The 16,412-nt window shown below is 72.6% G+C and carries 11 protein-coding genes and 2 pseudogenes; 6 read left to right on the plus strand and 7 right to left on the minus strand.

From position 1 onward, the window contains the following. The first annotated feature begins 160 nt into the window (after positions 1-160). From F3L20_RS13660 to F3L20_RS13680, 5 genes are all read left to right on the plus strand, one after another. Positions 161-1,684 carry a potassium/proton antiporter gene (locus tag F3L20_RS13660; RefSeq protein WP_150154625.1) on the plus strand — a complete coding sequence of 508 codons (1,524 nt, stop codon included), beginning with the start codon at positions 161-163 and terminating at the stop codon, positions 1,682-1,684. Positions 1,685-2,011: 327 nt separating this feature from the next. Next, positions 2,012-5,932 carry a glycoside hydrolase family 2 TIM barrel-domain containing protein gene (locus tag F3L20_RS13665; RefSeq protein ID WP_150154626.1) on the plus strand — a complete coding sequence of 1,307 codons (3,921 nt, stop codon included), beginning with the start codon at positions 2,012-2,014 and terminating at the stop codon, positions 5,930-5,932. 38 nt (positions 5,933-5,970) lie between these two features. Further along, on the plus strand, positions 5,971-6,864 hold the full coding sequence (locus tag F3L20_RS13670; protein ID WP_150154627.1) for a DUF72 domain-containing protein: 894 nt from the start codon (positions 5,971-5,973) through the stop codon (positions 6,862-6,864). Positions 6,865-6,949: 85 nt separating this feature from the next. Beyond that, entirely contained in the window at positions 6,950-8,422 is a 1,473-nt protein-coding gene (locus tag F3L20_RS13675; RefSeq protein ID WP_150157323.1) for an AlkA N-terminal domain-containing protein, read from the plus strand. Between the two features lie 22 nt (positions 8,423-8,444). After that, positions 8,445-8,927, plus strand: a complete 483-nt coding sequence (locus F3L20_RS13680) for a methylated-DNA--[protein]-cysteine S-methyltransferase (RefSeq protein ID WP_150154628.1) — start codon at positions 8,445-8,447, stop codon at positions 8,925-8,927. Here the strand turns inward: F3L20_RS13680 and F3L20_RS13685 are convergent. The 3 genes and pseudogenes from F3L20_RS13685 to F3L20_RS13695 all read right to left on the minus strand — a co-directional run bounded on the left by F3L20_RS13685 (position 8,924) and on the right by F3L20_RS13695 (position 11,463). After that, a complete protein-coding gene (locus F3L20_RS13685) occupies positions 8,924-9,649 on the minus strand; it encodes an SIR2 family NAD-dependent protein deacylase (protein WP_150154629.1) in 726 nt (241 codons plus the stop codon). The two genes, F3L20_RS13680 and F3L20_RS13685, sit on opposite strands and share 4 nt — an antisense overlap. Positions 9,650-9,701: 52 nt before the next feature. Further along, a complete protein-coding gene (locus F3L20_RS13690; protein WP_150154630.1) occupies positions 9,702-10,205 on the minus strand; it encodes an NUDIX domain-containing protein in 504 nt (167 codons plus the stop codon). A 135-nt stretch (positions 10,206-10,340) separates the two neighbouring features. Further along, a pseudogene (locus tag F3L20_RS13695) lies at positions 10,341-11,463 on the minus strand (ADP-ribosylglycohydrolase family protein). A gap of 207 nt (positions 11,464-11,670) precedes the next feature. Here F3L20_RS13695 and F3L20_RS13700 point away from each other — a divergent pair. Continuing rightward, positions 11,671-12,770, plus strand: a pseudogene (locus F3L20_RS13700) (glycerate kinase). A 251-nt stretch (positions 12,771-13,021) separates the two neighbouring features. Here the strand turns inward: F3L20_RS13700 and pssA are convergent. From pssA to F3L20_RS13720, 4 genes are all read right to left on the minus strand, one after another. Next, positions 13,022-13,840: a CDP-diacylglycerol--serine O-phosphatidyltransferase gene (gene pssA, locus F3L20_RS13705; RefSeq protein ID WP_145826599.1), complete on the minus strand. Its 819-nt coding sequence runs from the start codon at positions 13,838-13,840 to the stop codon at positions 13,022-13,024. 22 nt (positions 13,841-13,862) lie between these two features. Next, positions 13,863-14,519: a phosphatidylserine decarboxylase gene (locus F3L20_RS13710; RefSeq protein WP_024883881.1), complete on the minus strand. Its 657-nt coding sequence runs from the start codon at positions 14,517-14,519 to the stop codon at positions 13,863-13,865. A 170-nt stretch (positions 14,520-14,689) separates the two neighbouring features. Next, positions 14,690-15,895: an acyl-CoA dehydrogenase family protein gene (locus F3L20_RS13715; protein WP_150154631.1), complete on the minus strand. Its 1,206-nt coding sequence runs from the start codon at positions 15,893-15,895 to the stop codon at positions 14,690-14,692. A gap of 3 nt (positions 15,896-15,898) precedes the next feature. Next, positions 15,899-16,411 carry a MaoC family dehydratase gene (locus tag F3L20_RS13720; RefSeq protein WP_150154632.1) on the minus strand — a complete coding sequence of 171 codons (513 nt, stop codon included), beginning with the start codon at positions 16,409-16,411 and terminating at the stop codon, positions 15,899-15,901. Position 16,412: the final 1 nt, after the last annotated feature.

The raw sequence follows: 16,412 nt of genomic DNA on the forward strand, positions 1-16,412 counted from the left end.
CGGGTGAGGGTTCGAAGAGCCCTCTTGACCCCGTCGGCGCCGGCCTCCACCTGGCGTGTATGTGCGCCTGCGCCGCTCCGCCCGGTGTGATCGTGAGGCACGGCGCCGACGGCGGGGCCGGGGGCGGCGGACGGCAGAGGACGGCACGAGGAACCGATTGATGACCTTGCCCGAGCTGTACCTGACACTGCTCATCGCGGGCACGGTGCTGCTGGCCAGTATCGCCGCCGCCCGTACCGCGCACCGGGTGGGTCTGCCCAGTCTGCTGCTGTTCCTCGCGGTGGGGATCGTGGCCGGTGAGGACGGGCTCGGCCTGCGGTTCGACAACGTGCAGCTGGCCCAGGCGCTCGGCACCGCCGCCCTGGCCGTGATTCTCGTCGAAGGTGGTCTGACCACCCGGTGGAGCGACGTCCGGCGGCTGGTCGCGCCCGCCGGTGTGCTGGCCACCCTCGGCGTGGTGATCTCCGTCGTGGTCACCGCGTCCGGGGCGCACTGGCTGCTCGGCCTGGACTGGAACGTGGCGCTGCTGCTGGGGGCGATCGTCTCCTCGACCGATTCCGCCGCCGTCTTCTCCGTCCTGCGGGCACTGCCCCTGCCGCGGAGACTGACCGGACTGGTGGAGGCCGAGTCCGGCTTCAACGACGCGCCGACCATCATCCTGGTGCTGGTCTTCTCCACCACCACGAGCGACATCCCGGCGATCGGGCCCCTCTTCGGCAGCCTGCTGTTCCAGCTCGTGGTCGGCGGCCTGCTGGGCGTCGTGATCGGCCATCTGGGCGCCGTCGCCCTGCGCCACATCGCGTTGCCCGCCACGGGCCTGTACCCGCTGGCCACGGTCGGCTTCGGCATCATCGCCTTCGCCGCCGCCGGCGCGGCCGGCGCGAGCGGCATCATCGCCGCCTACCTGTCCGGCCTGGTCCTCGGCAACTCGCAGCTGCCGCACCGCGCCGCCACCCGGTCCTTCGCCGAGGGCACCGGCTGGCTGGCCCAGATCGGCCTGTTCGTCATGCTGGGCCTGCTCGTCGACCCCAGCGAACTGCCCGCCGCGATCCTGCCCGCCCTCGTCGTCGGCCTGGTGCTGCTGCTGATCGCCCGCCCCGTCTCCGTGCTGCTCTGCCTGCTGCCGTTTCGCGTCCCCTGGCGGCAGCAGGCGTTCATCTCCTGGGCGGGCCTGCGCGGCGCGGTCCCCATCGTGCTCACCACCTTCCCCGTGGTGGAGGACGTGCCGCACGCCCGCGACATCCTCAACATCGTGTTCGTGCTGGTCGCCCTGTTCACCCTGCTTCAGGGCCCCACCCTGCCCGCCGTCGCCCGGCGCCTGGGCCTGGTGCGCGGCGACGCGCTGCGCGAGATCCAGGTGGAGGCCGCGCCGCTCGACGTCCTGGACGCCGACCTGCTGACGGTGAGCATCCCGGAGAGCTCCCAGCTGCACGGTGTGGCCGTCTTCGAACTGCGGCTGCCGCCCCCGACCGTTCTCACCCTGATCGTCCGGGAGGGCACCACACTGGTGCCGGACCGCGACACCGTGCTGCGCGCCGGCGACGAACTCCTGCTCATCGCCAGTCCGGAGAACCGCGAGGACGCCGAACGCCGGCTGCGGGCCATCGGCCGGAGCGGCAAGCTCGCCCGCTGGCTGGGCGAGCACGGCACGCCGGAACCGGAAGGCACCACCACCGGCAGCTGACGGGACGCGGGCTTGCCGCGTCCGGACCCCGGCGCTCGCGGACCCCGGCGCTCGCGGACCGTGGCGCGTCCCGGCCGTGGCGGGTACGGACCGTGGCCCGTCCGGGTCTCGGCCCGTGCGGAACCACCACGACCGCACAGAGTCCGACGGCATCATTGCTTCGTTTGTGTGCGAGTCCTAGGGTGTGGCGGGCCCAGTAGTCGCACCGTCACCACCCGTCGTGGTTCTCCCCTGGGGTGACGTCGCCGCCGTGACGCCGCGCCGTCGGGGGATCCGACGCGCCCTCAGTCCGTGCAGTGCCCTGTCGAACCGAGGAAGGCCACGGTCATGCCGCACCCGCACGTGTCTCCCGCCGCAGGTCCCGCCCGCCCCGGACGGCCGGTCGTCAGCCGCCGCCGTCTCCTGGAGTCCGGCGCCGCCGCGCTCGGCGCCCTCGCCCTGTCCGCCCCGTCCGGCGCCGCGCACGCGGCCGGCCCACGCCCGCTGCCGGACGACGGCCCGCCGGAGTGGAACGACTTCGGCGTCTTCCGGGTCGGCACCGAAGCCCCGCACACCACGCTCATGCCGTACGCCGGCGTCCCCCAGGCCCTCGCCGCCGACCGCACCCGCTCCCCGTACCGGCTCGACCTCGACGGCACCTGGAAGTTCGCCTACGCGGACCGCCCGGAGGACCGGGATCCCGACTTCCACCGCACCGACACCGACGACCGCGACTGGGACACCATCCCCGTCCCGTCGGTGTGGCAGCTGCACGGCCACGACTTCCCGATCTACCTGAACATCACCTACCCCTACTGGGGCCCCAACGGCCAGGGCGAGGAGCCGCAGCCGCCCGCCGCGCCCACCCGCTACAACCCGGTGGGCCAGTACCGCCGCACCTTCACCGTCCCGCGCGACTGGCGGGGCCGCCGCGTCTTCCTGCACTTCGAGGGCGTCAAGTCCGCGCACTACGTGTGGATCAACGGCGAACTGGCCGGCTACGACGAGGACTCCTACACACCGTCCGAGTACGACGTCACCGACCACCTCCGCCCGGGCACCAACCAGATCGCGGTGGAGGTGTACCGCTACTCCGACGGCGACTGGCTGGAGGACCAGGACATGATCCGGCTGAGCGGCATCTTCCGCTCGGTCTTCCTGTACTCCACCCCGCCCGTCCACCTGCGCGACTTCAAGCTGGAGACGCCGCTGGACGACACGTACACCTCCGCCGAGCTGGACGTCACCGCGCACGTGCGGGCGTACGGCGACGGCGCGGGCGGCGGCCGGTACACCGTCGAGACGCAGCTGTACGACGCGCGCGGGCACGCCGTGTGGTCACGGCCGCTGCGGCGGACCGCCGACCTCGGCACGGTCGACGCCGGCCGGGACGTCACCGTACGGGCCTCCCGGGCCGTGCCCCGCCCCCGGCTGTGGTCGGCCGAGGACCCGTACCTCTACACGGCCGTCCTCCAGCTCCGCGACCCGGCCGGCACGGTCGTCGAGACCCTCTCCCACCGCGTGGGGATCCGGGAGTTCGCCCTCAAGGACGGGCTGATGCGGATCAACGGCCGTCCCGTGTCCTTCCGCGGCACCAACCGCCACGAGATGCACCCGGCCCGCGGCACCGCCCTCACCCGCGAGGACATGGTCCGGGACATCACCCTCGTCAAGCGCATGAACATGAACTCCGTCCGCACCTCGCACTACCCCGACAACCCGCTGTGGTACGAACTCGCCGACGCGTACGGCCTCTACCTCGTCGACGAGACCAACCTCGAGACCCACGGCATCCGCGACCGCTACCCGGGCGACCACCCCGACTGGACCGCCGCCTGCGTCGCCCGCGCGCAGAACATGGTCCACCGCGACAAGAACCACCCCTCGGTGGTCATCTGGTCGCTCGGCAACGAGGCGGGCGGCGGCTCCACCTTCACCGCCATGCACGACTGGATCCGCTCCTACGACACCACCCGCGTCATCCAGTACGAGGGCGACGACCGGCCCGGCGTCAGCGACATCCGCTCCCGCATGTACGAGAGCCCCGCCCGCGTGGAACAGCGCGCCCGGGACACCGCCGACACCCGCCCGTACGTGATGATCGAGTACTCCCATGCCATGGGGAACTCCAACGGCAACTTCAAGAAGTACTGGGACGTGGTGCGCCGCCACGACGTCCTCCAGGGCGGCTGGATCTGGGACTTCGCCGACCAGTCCCTGCACACCCCCGTGCCCGACCGCACCCTGCTCACCGAGTCGGGACCCGCGGCGCTGCGCGGCGAGATCCTCGCCACCCGCGGCCGCCTCGACCGCGACAAGGGCCTGTCCGGCATCACCGTCTTCGAACGGCACGACAGCCTGGACCTCACCGGCTCCCTCACCCTGGAGGCGTGGTTCACGCCGGGCGTGCCCGGCTACCACCAGCCCATCGTGGCCAAGGGCGACACCCAGTACGCCCTCAAACAGACCGACCGCACGGTGGAGTTCTTCATCCACTCCGGCGGCGAGTGGATCGCCGTCAACTGGCCCGTGCCGGACGACTGGAGCGGCCGGGAACACCATGTCGCGGGCGTCTTCGACGCCGACGCGGGCACCCTCACCCTGCACGTCGACGGTGCCGTCCGCGCGACCCGCACCACCGACCGCCGGCCCACGAGCAACACCGCCCCGCTGTCCCTCGCCTCCGACGCGGACAACCAGACCCGGGAGTTCGACGGCACGATCCGCCGCGCCCGGGTCCACGCCCGCGCCCTCACCGCGGCCGAACTCGCCTCCGAGGAGCGGGCACCCGGCGACGACGGCGTGCGCTTCTGGTTCGACGCCGCCACGGTGAGGGCCGAGCGCGAGCGCCCCGAGGCCAGGACCTTCCTCGCGTACGGCGGTGACTGGGGCGACAACCCCAACGACGGCGCCTTCGTCGCCGACGGCATCCTCACCGCCGACCGCGGGCTCACCGGCAAGGCCGCCGAGATCAAACGCGTCCACCAGGCGATCGGCGCCGCCCGCACCCCCGGCGGCGGCACCGGCGCCGTCACCCTCACCAACGAGTACCTGTTCACCACCCTCCGTCAGTTCGACGGTCGTTGGGAGCTGGTCGCCGACGGCGAGGTGGTCGGCGGCGGACGGCTCACCCGGGACCAGCTCGACGTGGCGCCGCTGTCCGAGAAGACCGTCGAACTGCCCGTGCGCCTGCCCCGGAACCCGGCCCCCGGCACGGAGTTCTTCCTCCAGCTGTCCTTCACCACCCGGGAGCGCACCCCCTGGGCCGAGGCCGGCTTCGAGGTGGCCCGGCACCAGCTCCCGCTCGACGCCGACAGTCCCGCCGTGGTGCCCGTGCCCCTCGCGGGAGTTCCCGCGCTGCGCCACGAGGTGGGCGAGGAGGACATCCGGATCACCGGCCAGGGCTTCTCCGTCACCGTCGACCGGCGCACCGGCCTCCTCACCGACTACCGGGCGGGCGGGACCCGCCTGCTCACCTCCGGGCCGGTGCCCAACTTCTGGCGGGCGCCCACCGACAACGACCGGGGCAACGGCCAGCACCTGCGCAACCGGACCTGGCGCGACGCGGGCGCCCGGCGCACGGTCACCGGCGTCACCGTACGGGCGCTCGACGACCGGGCCGTCGAGATCCGGGTCACCGGCACCCTCCCCACCACCGTCGCGTCCGCGTACTCCACCACGTACACGGTCTTCGGCCACGGCGAGATCAAGGTGGACAACACCCTCCACCCGGGCGCCGCGAACCTCCCCTACCTCCCCGAGGTCGGCACGCTGCTGTTCCTGCCCCGCCGCCTGGACCGCCTGCACTACTACGGGCGCGGTCCCGAGGAGAACCACTGGGACCGCAACAACGGCACCGACGTCGGCCGTTACACCTCGACGGTGGCCGACCAGTGGACGCCGTACATCCGCCCCCAGGAGAACGGCAACAAGACCGACGTCCGCTGGGCCGCCCTGACCGGCCGCGACGGACACGGGCTACTGGTGTCCGGCGAACCCCTCCTGGAGATCAACGCCTCGCACTTCACCCCGGAGGACCTGTCCGCCGGAGTCCGCCACGACTACCAGCTCACCCCGCGGGACGCGGTCGTGCTGCGGGTCGGCCACCGGCAGATGGGCGTGGGCGGCGACGACAGCTGGGGCGCGCACACCCACGACGAGTTCAAGCTCTTCGCGGACCGCGACTACGCCTACACCTACCGGCTGCGCCCGCTCACCGACGTGGACCGGGCGCTCGCCCTCTCCCGCAAGCCCACTGCCACCCGATGACCCGGCACACTCATGGGAGCCCGGGTAACCGGGCTCCCATGGGTGACATCCTGGTCGGCGCCTGCTCGTGGACGGACCGCCAACTCGTCGCGAGCGGCTGGTATCCACGCGGACGGCGCGACGCCGAAGGGCGGCTGCGGCACTACGCGGAACAGCTGCCGGTCGTCGAAGTGGACTCCGGCTACTACGCGTTGCCGCGCCGACGCAACAGCGAACTGTGGGTGGAGCGCACCCCGGACGGATTCCGCTTCGACGTGAAGGCGTTCTCCCTGCTCACCGGGCACCCCACCCGCCCCGAGGCGCTCCCGGCCGACCTGCGCGACCGCGCGCCCACCTCCGGACACGGCCACGCACGCGGACGCGGACCGGCCGACCCCGCCCTGCTGGACGAGGTGTGGGGCCGCTTCGCCGAGGCGGTCGATCCCCTGCGCACGGCCGGACGGCTGGGCGCCGTACTGTTCCAGTTCCCGCCCTGGTTCACCCCCGGCGCCCCGGCCGAACGCTTCCTGGAGGACTGCGCGGAACGCACCAAGGGCTGGCAGCTCGCCGTCGAGTTCCGCCACCCCGCCTGGTGGCACCCCGAACGAGCGGACGAGACGTGGGAGTTGCTGGCCTCCCTGGGCGCCACGACGGTCGGCGTCGACATGGCCCAGGGACTCACCGCCTCCCTGCCGCCCGTCCTCCCGGTCACCCGCCCCGCCCTGGCGGTCGTACGGTTCCACGGCCGCAGCGGGGCATGGGGGAGGGGCAGCAAGGAGGACCGCTTCCGTCACGACTACGACGTGACGGAACTCGCCGCCTGGGTGCCGCGCCTGCGCCGCGCGGCACAGCGGACGGATGAACTCCACGTGCTGTTCAACAACTGCTGCGGCGACGCGGCGGTACGGGCGGCGGAAACGATGCGGGAGCTCCTGGCGGCACCCGGCGGGTGAACCCGTACGCCCCGGGACCCGCATGTCGGATTTCCGCCAGACCGGCCACGCCCCCGTGGCCGACCCTGGAGACATGCACCAGGGGATGTACACCGACACCGAGCGCTGCGTGCGCGCCGTGCAGTCGAAGGACGCACGGTTCGACGGCTGGTTCTACACCGCCGTCCTGACCACCGGCATCTACTGCCGCCCCAGCTGCCCGGTCGTCCCGCCCAAGCCGGAGAACATGGTCTTCCACCCGAGCGCGGCCGCCTGCCAGCAGGCCGGGTTCCGGGCGTGCAAGCGCTGCCGCCCCGACACCAGCCCCGGCTCCCCGGAGTGGAACGTGCGGGCCGACCTCGTGGCCCGCGCCATGCGGCTGATCGCCGACGGCGTCGTCGACCGCGAGGGCGTCACCGGACTCGCCGCCCGCCTCGGCTACAGCACCCGGCAGATCGAACGCCAGCTGTACGCCGAGCTGGGCGCGGGACCCCTCGCCCTGGCCCGCGCCCAGCGCGCGCAGACCGCGCGGACGCTCGTCGAGACGACGGACCTGCCGATGGCGGACGTCGCCTTCGCGGCCGGCTTCTCCTCCGTGCGCACCTTCAACGACACCGTGCGCGAGGTGTACGCGCTCACCCCGAGCGACCTTCGCGCCCGGACCCCGCGGGACACCGCGCGCCGCGACACCCCGGGCACGCTCTCCCTGCGCCTGCCGTTCCGTGCCCCGCTCCACCCCGACAACCTCTTCGGCCACCTCGCCGCGACCGCCGTGCCCGGCGTGGAGGAATGGAGGGACGGCGCCTACCGGCGCACGCTGCGGCTCCCGTACGGCCACGGCATCGTGACGCTGGCCCCGCGCCCCGACCACATCGCCTGCCGGCTCGCCCTGAGCGACCCCCGCGACCTCACCGTCGCCATCAGCCGCTGCCGCCGCCTGCTCGACCTCGACGCCGACCCGGTCGCCGTCGACGAGCAGCTGCGGACCGACCCCGCGCTCGCGCCCCTCGTCGACAAGGCACCCGGCCGCCGGGTGCCGCGCACGGTCGACGAGGCGGAGTTCGCCGTCCGCGCGGTCCTCGGCCAGCAGGTGACGACGGCCGCCGCCCGCACCCACGCGGCCCGCCTGGTCACCGCGCACGGTACCCCCGTGGACGACCCCGAGGGCGGCCTCACCCACCTCTTCCCGGCCCCGGAGGAACTGGCCGCGCTCGACCCGGACGCCCTCGCCATGCCCCGCACCCGCCGCACCACCCTGACCACCCTGGTCCGCCGGCTCGCGGACGGCGACCTCCGCCTGGGCGCCGACAGCGACCGGTCCGCGACCCGTGCCGCGCTCCTCGCCCTCCCCGGCTTCGGCCCCTGGACGGCCGACGTCATCGCCATGCGCGCCCTCGGCGACCCCGACGCCTTCCTCCCCACCGACCTCGGCGTCCGCCGCGCCGCCCGCGACCTGGGCCTCCCGTCCACCCCGTCCGCCCTCACCGCCCGCGCGTCGGCCTGGCGCCCCTGGCGCGCCTACGCCGTCCAGTACCTCTGGGCGACCGACAGCCACCCGATCAACTTCCTGCCGGCCTGACGCAGCGGAGGACCCACAGCCGATGAGACAGCACACCGTGATCGACAGCCCCTACGGGCCCCTGACCCTCGTCGCCGACGACGGCGTCCTGTGCGGCCTCTACATGGCCGGCCAGCGGCACCGCCCGGCCGAGGAGACCTTCGGCGCCCCCGACGACATCCCTTTCGCCGAGACGAAGGAACAGCTCGCCGCCTACTTCGCGGGCGACCTGAAGGAGTTCACCGTCCCCCTGCGCCTGCACGGCACCCCCTTCCAGCGCCGGGTGTGGGAGCAGCTGACGCGCATCCCCTACGGCGAGACCCGCACCTACGGCCGGCTCGCCGACCTCCTCGGCAACCCCAAGGCCTCCCGCGCGGTCGGACTCGCGAACGGCCGCAACCCGGTCGGCATCATCGTGCCCTGCCATCGGGTCATCGGCTCCACCGGCGGTCTCACCGGCTACGGCGGTGGCCTGGACCGCAAGCGGCGCCTGCTCGACTTCGAACGCGGGACGCCCCTGTTCTAGGCGGCGATCCGGCGCAGCAACGCCGGCAGGGACGTGCCGATCGGCTCGTGCAGGACCTCGTCGGCGAGGGCGTCGTACGGCGTCGGTTCCGCGTTGACCACGATCAGGCGGGCGCCGTGCTCGACGGCGACCTGGGCGAGGCCCGCGGCCGGGTGGACCTGGAGGCTGGTGCCGGCCGCGACGAACACCGTGCACGCCTTGGTGATCGCCACTGCCTCCCCGAGCACCACCGGGTCGAGCGCCTCGCCGAACATCACCGTCGCCGGCTTCAGGATGCCCCCGCAGTCCGCGCACGGCGGGTCCTCCTCGCCGGCCGACAGGCGGGCCAGGGCGTCCTCCATCGGCGTCCGCGCACGGCACGTGGTGCAGACGACGGTGCGCGCCGTGCCGTGCAGTTCCAGCACCTTGCGGTCCGGCATGCCGCCGAGCTGGTGCAGCCCGTCCACGTTCTGCGTGATCACCCGCACCGCCACCCCGGACCGCGCCAGCTCGGCCACGGCGCGGTGGGCGACGTTCGGTTCGGGCAGCGCGGCGGCATTCTCCTGCCGCATCCGCCACGACCGGCGGCGGATCTCCGGGTCGGCCATGTAGTACTCGTACGTCACGAGCTTCTCCGCGTCCGGGTCGCGGCGCCACAGTCCGGCGGGCCCGCGGTAGTCGGGGATGCCGGAGTCGGTACTGACGCCGGCGCCGGTCAGGAGGGCGACGAGGGGCTTGCTCATGCGGCGAGGGTAGGGCGGCAGGGGCGCGCGCGGCGAGCGGATTCCGGGCGGGTCAGTGCACCCGGTGGCCGTCCTCCAGCTCCGCCGTGCCCGAGCCGTCGGCGAGCACGTCGAGGGCGGCCAGCACCCGGCGGCCGAGGGAGCCCGGCAGGTGCGCGGTGATCTCCTCGCGCTCCACCAGCCGCCACGACAGCAGCTCCTCCTCCTGGAGCCGGATCGCCCGCAGCTCGTCCGCACCGAGCACACCGCCGTCGTACAGGTACGCCACCAGCGGCGGGACGCCCGGCGTCCGTACCCAGTCCACCGCGAGGAGCCGGCCGAGCTCACGGTCCAGGCCGATCTCCTCGGCCGTCTCCCGCCGCGCCCCGTCGCGCGGGCTCTCCCCGTCGTCCGACTCGACGGTGCCGCCGGGCAGCGCCCCCCCCTCCCGGTAGTTCGGCTCGACGAGCAGCACCCGCCCCTCCGCGTCGCGGAAGAGCGCGGCGGCCCCGGCGAGGACACGGGGGAGGGAGGCGACGTAGCTGGCGAAGTCCTGGGTGTCCTGCGTGGTGGTCATGCGGGAAGGGTAACGGCGCCGACGGGCCTCACCGGGGCGGTCGCCACCTGCCCCGACGGCGCACGGCAGCACACGCCGTCCCATGATCGACACGACGGGCGCACACGCCGGAGCACGGCCGACGCCGACAGGGGCTCAGACCGCCGCCTGCGCCAGCCGCAGCGTCCGCTCCGCCAGCTCGCTGATCCGCACCCCGTCGAACCCGAAGACCGCGCTGCGCACGGTGTCCTGCAGCGGCTCCTTCCACTGCTGCGGCACGGCCGCCGCGCCGCACATCACGCCGGCCACCGAACCGGCCGTCGCGCCGTTGGAGTCGGTGTCCAGACCGCCCCGCACCGTCAGCGCCACGGTCCGGGAGAAGTCGCCGTCGCCGTACAGCAGGCCGGCGGTGAGCACGGCGGCGTTCGGAACCGTGTGGATCCAGCCGAGGCCCGCCGTCTCCTCCTCCAGCGTGGAGAGCGTGTCCTCCCAGGACAGGCCGCTCCCGTGCAGGGACGTCACCCGGCGCACGGTGCGCGCCAGCCGGCTGCTCGCCGGGATCACCGTCAGCGCCTCGTCCACCGCCTGCCGCACCGTCGGCGCCGTGAACGCCGCCGCGACCAGCGCCGCCGCCCACATCGCGCCGTACACGCCGTTGCCCGTGTGCGACAGCACCGCGTCCTTGCGGGCGAGGGCGGCGGCCCGGCGCGGGGCGCCCGGCGAGGTCCAGCCGTGCACGTCGGCCCGGATCAGCGCGCCGATCCACTCCTGGTACGGGTTGTCGTACGTCGCCGTCAGCGGCGGCTTCAGACCGCCGGCGAGGTTGCGGTACGCGGCCCGCTCGGCGGTGAAGGTCTGCAGGTACGGCAGCCGCAGCAGCCACAGGTCGCCGACCTGCTCGGTGCTGAACCCGAAGCCGTGGGTCTCCAGCAGGTGCAGGCCGAGGATCGCGTAGTCGACGTCGTCGTCCCGGCAGCTGCCGTGCACCCGGCCCCGCACGCAGTACCGCCACTCCGGGCGCAGCGCCCGCTCCTCGCTCTCGGACGGCGGCCCGGGCAGGTAGTCGGTGAGCGGCAGCGCGTAGTCGGTAGAGCGGCAGCGCGTCCGTCGCCCGCAGGTAGCGGTCGATGCGGTCGCGCGTCCACACCTCGCCCTGCTCCACCGGCTTGCCCAGCATGTTTCCGGCGATCCGGCCCAGCCAGCCGCCGAGGATCCGGTCGGCGAGTCCGGGCCCGTCGGTGACGTCGGGCCCGTCGGTCACGTCGGTCGTGGCGGTCATGGGACCGGTCTACCCGTTTCCGGGCGGTTGTGCGCGGAACAGGTCCACGGGCCGGTCGGACATGACGGGCACGGCGTGCGGCGGTTAGGGTCGCAGCGGCGCGACCGGCCCCGGCACGCAGGCGTGCGCGGGGCCCGATGAGCGAGGGGAAGGCAAGTGGCGGACGCTGCAGGAAGCGGTACGCGTACGAAGCCGTCGGCACAGCGGGTGCTGATCGCCGCGGACAAGTTCAAGGGGTCGCTGACGGCCGTGGAGGTCGCCGAGCGGGTGACGGCCGGGCTGCACAGGGTCCGGGCGGACATCGAGGTCGAGGCGCTGCCGGTGGCCGACGGCGGCGACGGCACCGTCGCGGCGGCCGTGGCGGCCGGGTTCGCACGGCACGAGGTGCGGGTCCGCGGCCCGCTCGGCGACGAGGTGACCGCGGCCTACGCGCTGCGGGACGGCACCGCCGTCGTGGAGATGGCGGAGGCCAGCGGGCTGCAGCGGCTGCCCGACGGGATCCTCGCGCCGCTCACCGCCTCGACGTACGGCTCCGGGGAGCTGGTGCGGGCCGCGCTGGACGCGGGCGCGCGGAGCATCGTGTTCGGGGTCGGCGGCAGCGCGACGACCGACGGCGGGGCGGGGATGCTGGCGGCGCTGGGCGCCCGGTTCCGCACGGCGTCGGGCGAGCCCGTGGGGCCCGGCGGCGGGGCGCTGGCCGAGCTGGCGTCGGCCGACCTGTCCGGTCTCGACCCGAGGCTCGGGTCCGTGGAGATCGTGCTGGCCAGCGACGTCGACAACCCGCTCACCGGGCCCAAGGGCGCGGCGGCGGTGTACGGGCCGCAGAAGGGCGCCTCGCCGGAGGACGTCGAGCGGCTGGACGCGGCACTGGCGCACTACGCGATGGTGCTGGACGCATCCGCGCTCGCGGGATCGCCGGGGGCGGGCGCCGCGGGCGGCATCGGCTTCGGGGCGCTGCTGCTCGGGGCGCGGTTCCGGCCGGGCATCGAGGTGATGCTGGACGTGCTGGGGTTCGCGTCCGCGCTGGAGCGGGCCGATCTGGTGATCACGGGCGAGGGTCGCTGGACGAGCAGACGCTGCACGGGAAGGCGCCGGCGGGGGTGGCCTCGGCGGCGCGGGCCGCGGGGAAGGACGTGATCGCGGTCTGCGGGCGGCTGGCGCTGGCGCCGGAGGTTCTCGGCAAGGCCGGGATCCGGCGGGCGTACGCCCTGACGGACCTGGAGCCGGACGTGGCGGTGTGCATCGCCGACGCGGGCCCGATCCTGGAACGCACGGGGGAGCGGATCGCCCAGGACTACCTGACCTGACCAACGGGTTCCTCGCCCCCGCCGCCCCTTCCCACCCGACTGCGGGGCTGCGCCCCCGGACCCCCCTTTCGGCCCTGACGGGCCTCGTCCTCGAACGCCGGACGGGCTGGACGGCACACCCGGGACGGGCGGTGGGTGGGCGAAGGCCCGGGGGTGCGGGCGGAGCCCCAGGAGGGTCCCGCCGCACGCCCGGTGCAGACAAAGGGCCCCGGACCCGAACCGGGTCCGGGGCCCAAGGCCCAGCGGCAGCGTTACGGCAGCTGCGCCGCCCGCGCCTCGCGACGGTTGTCGCGGAAGTTGTTCACCCGCCGTGCCGTGGCGAAGAGCGGAATCACCGCGCCCATCACCAGCTGCAGCGCACAGCCCGTCTGCAGCAGCAGCTGACCGCTCGGCGCGTCGAACGCCCAGGCCGCCAGCAGCCCCATCGACAGCACGATCCACGAGAGCATCGCCACCGCGAGGCGGCCCCGCGGCTTCGGGTACTCCACGCGGCTCACCATCAGCCACGCCGTGCCGATGATCGCCAGCAGCGTCGCCACGAACGGCAGCTCCAGCAGCACGATCGACACGACCGTCAGCGCGCCGAACGGCGACGGCATGCCCTGGAAGGTGCCGTCCTTCACCGTGACGCAGGAGAACCTCGCCAGCCTCAGCACCACCGCCAGCAGCACCACGATCGCGCCGACCGCGGCCACTCTCTGGTGCGCGTCGTCCGCGACCATGCCGTAGACGAGGACGAAGTACGCCGGCGCCAGACCGAAGCTGATCAGGTCCGAGAGGTTGTCCAGCTCGGCGCCCATCGGCGAGGAGCGCAGCTTGCGCGCCACCAGGCCGTCGAACAGGTCGAAGACCGCCGCGCACAGCATCAGGATGACGGCGGTGGCCGCGCTGTGGCGGGCCATGCCGGTCTCCTGGCTGCCCTGCAGATGGGGGATCAGGATGCCGGTGGTGGTGAAGTACACCGCCATGAAGCCACAGGTGGCGTTGCCCAGCGTGAGGGTGTCCGCTATCGACAGGCGCAGCGACAGGGGCATCTCCTCGTCGTCGTCCGCCTCGTCGGCCTCCGGCACCCAGCCGGCCTGGGTCTCGGGATCAACCACGGTCAATGCGAGTCACCCCAGCCACGGTCTTCTGACCCACTTCGACATCGACCTCCACACCCTCGGGCAGGTAGATGTCGACGCGCGAGCCGAAGCGGATCAGGCCGATGCGCTCGCCCTGCTCGACCTTGGTGCCCTGGGGCACGTAGGGGACGATGCGGCGGGCCACCGCGCCGGCGATCTGGATCATCTCGATGTCACCGAGCTCGGTGTCGAAGTGCCACACCACGCGCTCGTTGTTCTCGCTCTCCTTGTTGAAGGCGGGAACGAAGCCACCGGGGATGTGCTCCACCGACGTCACCGTGCCGGCCAGGGGGGCGCGGTTCACGTGGACGTTGAGCGGGCTCATGAAGATCGCGACGCGGGTGCGTCCGTCCTTCCAGGGCATGATGCTCTGCACCACACCGTCGGCGGGCGAGATGACCCTGCCCTGGGCGATCTCGCGCTCGGGGTCGCGGAAGAACCACAGCATCCCCGCCGCGAGTGCGGTGGCGGGGACGGCGACGGCCTTGGCGGCGCCCGAGCGGCGGGCGCGGAGCAGACTCACGGCTGCGGTGGCGACGGTCGGCAGAAGCCACGGCGATGCTCCGCGCGCGAGGCGTACGCCGGCGAGGCTGTCGCGGTGTGCAGAGGTTTGGCTGTGGGGCATGGATGACCTTCGTAGCGGATGATGCCGCGCAACTGCGGGGGACGGCGGCTTTCCGGCGATCGTAGCGGCTCCCGGCCGCAACTGGGTAAGCCAGACAACCAAGTCGGCGGCCGAAGAGTGCATACGGGGTGTGATCCTCTTCCTCAAGAAAACACCCCGTATCCGGACATCTATCCCTGGAATCGATACTCTTCGAGCAGTCGGCGGCCGATGATCATTTTCTGGATCTCGGCGGTGCCCTCACCGATCAGCAGCATCGGTGCCTCCCGGTAGAGGCGCTCGATCTCGTACTCCTTGGAGAAGCCGTAGCCGCCGTGGATCCGGAAGGCGTCCTCCACGACCTCCTTGCAGTACTCGGAGGCGAGGTACTTCGCCATCCCTGCCTCAAGGTCGTTTCGCTCCCCGGAGTCCTTTTTGCGTGCTGCGTTGACCATCATCGCATGCGCGGCCTCCACCTTGGTAGCCATCTCCGCCAGCTTGAACTGGATGGCCTGGTGTTCGGCGATCGCCTTGCCGAAAGTGTGACGCTGCTGGGCGTACTGGACACCCAGCTCGAAGGCACGCTGAGCGACGCCGCAGCCACGCGCCGCGACGTTCACGCGGCCGACCTCGACCCCGTCCATCATTTGGTAAAAACCTCGGCCGGTGACGCCGCCGAGCACCCGATCTGCGGGAACGCGCAGGCCGTCCATGATGAGCTCGGTCGTGTCGACACCCTTGTAGCCCATCTTGTCGATCTTGCCGGGGATGGTCAGGCCCGGGCGGACCTCGCCGAAGCCCGGCTCCTTCTCCACCAGGAAGGTGGTCATCGACTTGTGCGGCGCGGTGCCCTCGGGGTGTCCTTCGTCACTCCGCACCAGAACGGCCACGAGGGACGACGTTCCGCCGTTCGTCAGCCACATCTTCTGGCCGTTGAGGACGTACTCGTCGCCCTCCTTCACCGCCTTGGACGTGATGGCCGACACGTCGGAGCCCAGCCCCGGCTCCGACATCGAGAAGGCGCCGCGGATGTCGCCGGCCGCCATCCGGGGCAGGAAGTGGTCCTTCTGCTCCTGCGTGCCGTGCTGCTTGAGCATGTACGCCACGATGAAGTGCGTGTTGATGATGCCGGAGACCGACATCCAGCCGCGGGCGATCTCCTCCACGCACAGCGCGTACGTGAGAAGGGACTCGCCCAGGCCCCCGTACTCCTCGGGGATCATCAGACCGAACAGGCCCAATTCCCTGAGCCCGTCGACGATCTGCTGCGGGTACTCGTCGCGGTGCTCCAGCTCGGTGGCGACCGGGATGATCTCCTTGTCCACGAAGTCCCGGACGGTGGAGAGGATCTCCCGCTGGACGTCGGTCAGACCGGAGGTCTGGGCGAGACGGGCCATCGCTTACTTCCCCTGTTCCTTCAGCTCGGGGCGGCCGGGCTGCTCGCCGCCGCGCTCCTTGATGTACGTCTCGGTCGGCACCATCACCTTGCGGCGGAACACGCAGACCAGGGTTCCGTCCTGCTTGTAGCCCTTGGTCTCGACGTACACGATGCCGCGGTCGTTCCTCGACTTCGACGGCCACTTGTCCAGGACGGTCGTCTGCCCGTAGACCGTGTCGCCGTGGAAGGTCGGGGCCACGTGCTTGAGCGACTCGATCTCCAGGTTGGCGATGGCCTTGCCGGAGACGTCCGGCACGCTCATGCCGAGCAGCAGGGAGTAGATGTAGTTCCCGACCACCACGTTCTTGCCGAAGTCCGTCGTCTTCTCGGCGTAGTTGGTGTCCATGTGGAGCGGGTGGTGGTTCATGGTGAGGAGACAGAACAGGTGGTCGTCGTACTCGGTGACCGTCTTGCCCGGCCAGTGCTTGTACGTCGCCCCGACCTCGAACTCCTCGTAGGTGCGTCCGAACTGCATG

The organism is Streptomyces tendae, assembly GCF_008632955.1.
Classification (GTDB): domain Bacteria; phylum Actinomycetota; class Actinomycetes; order Streptomycetales; family Streptomycetaceae; genus Streptomyces.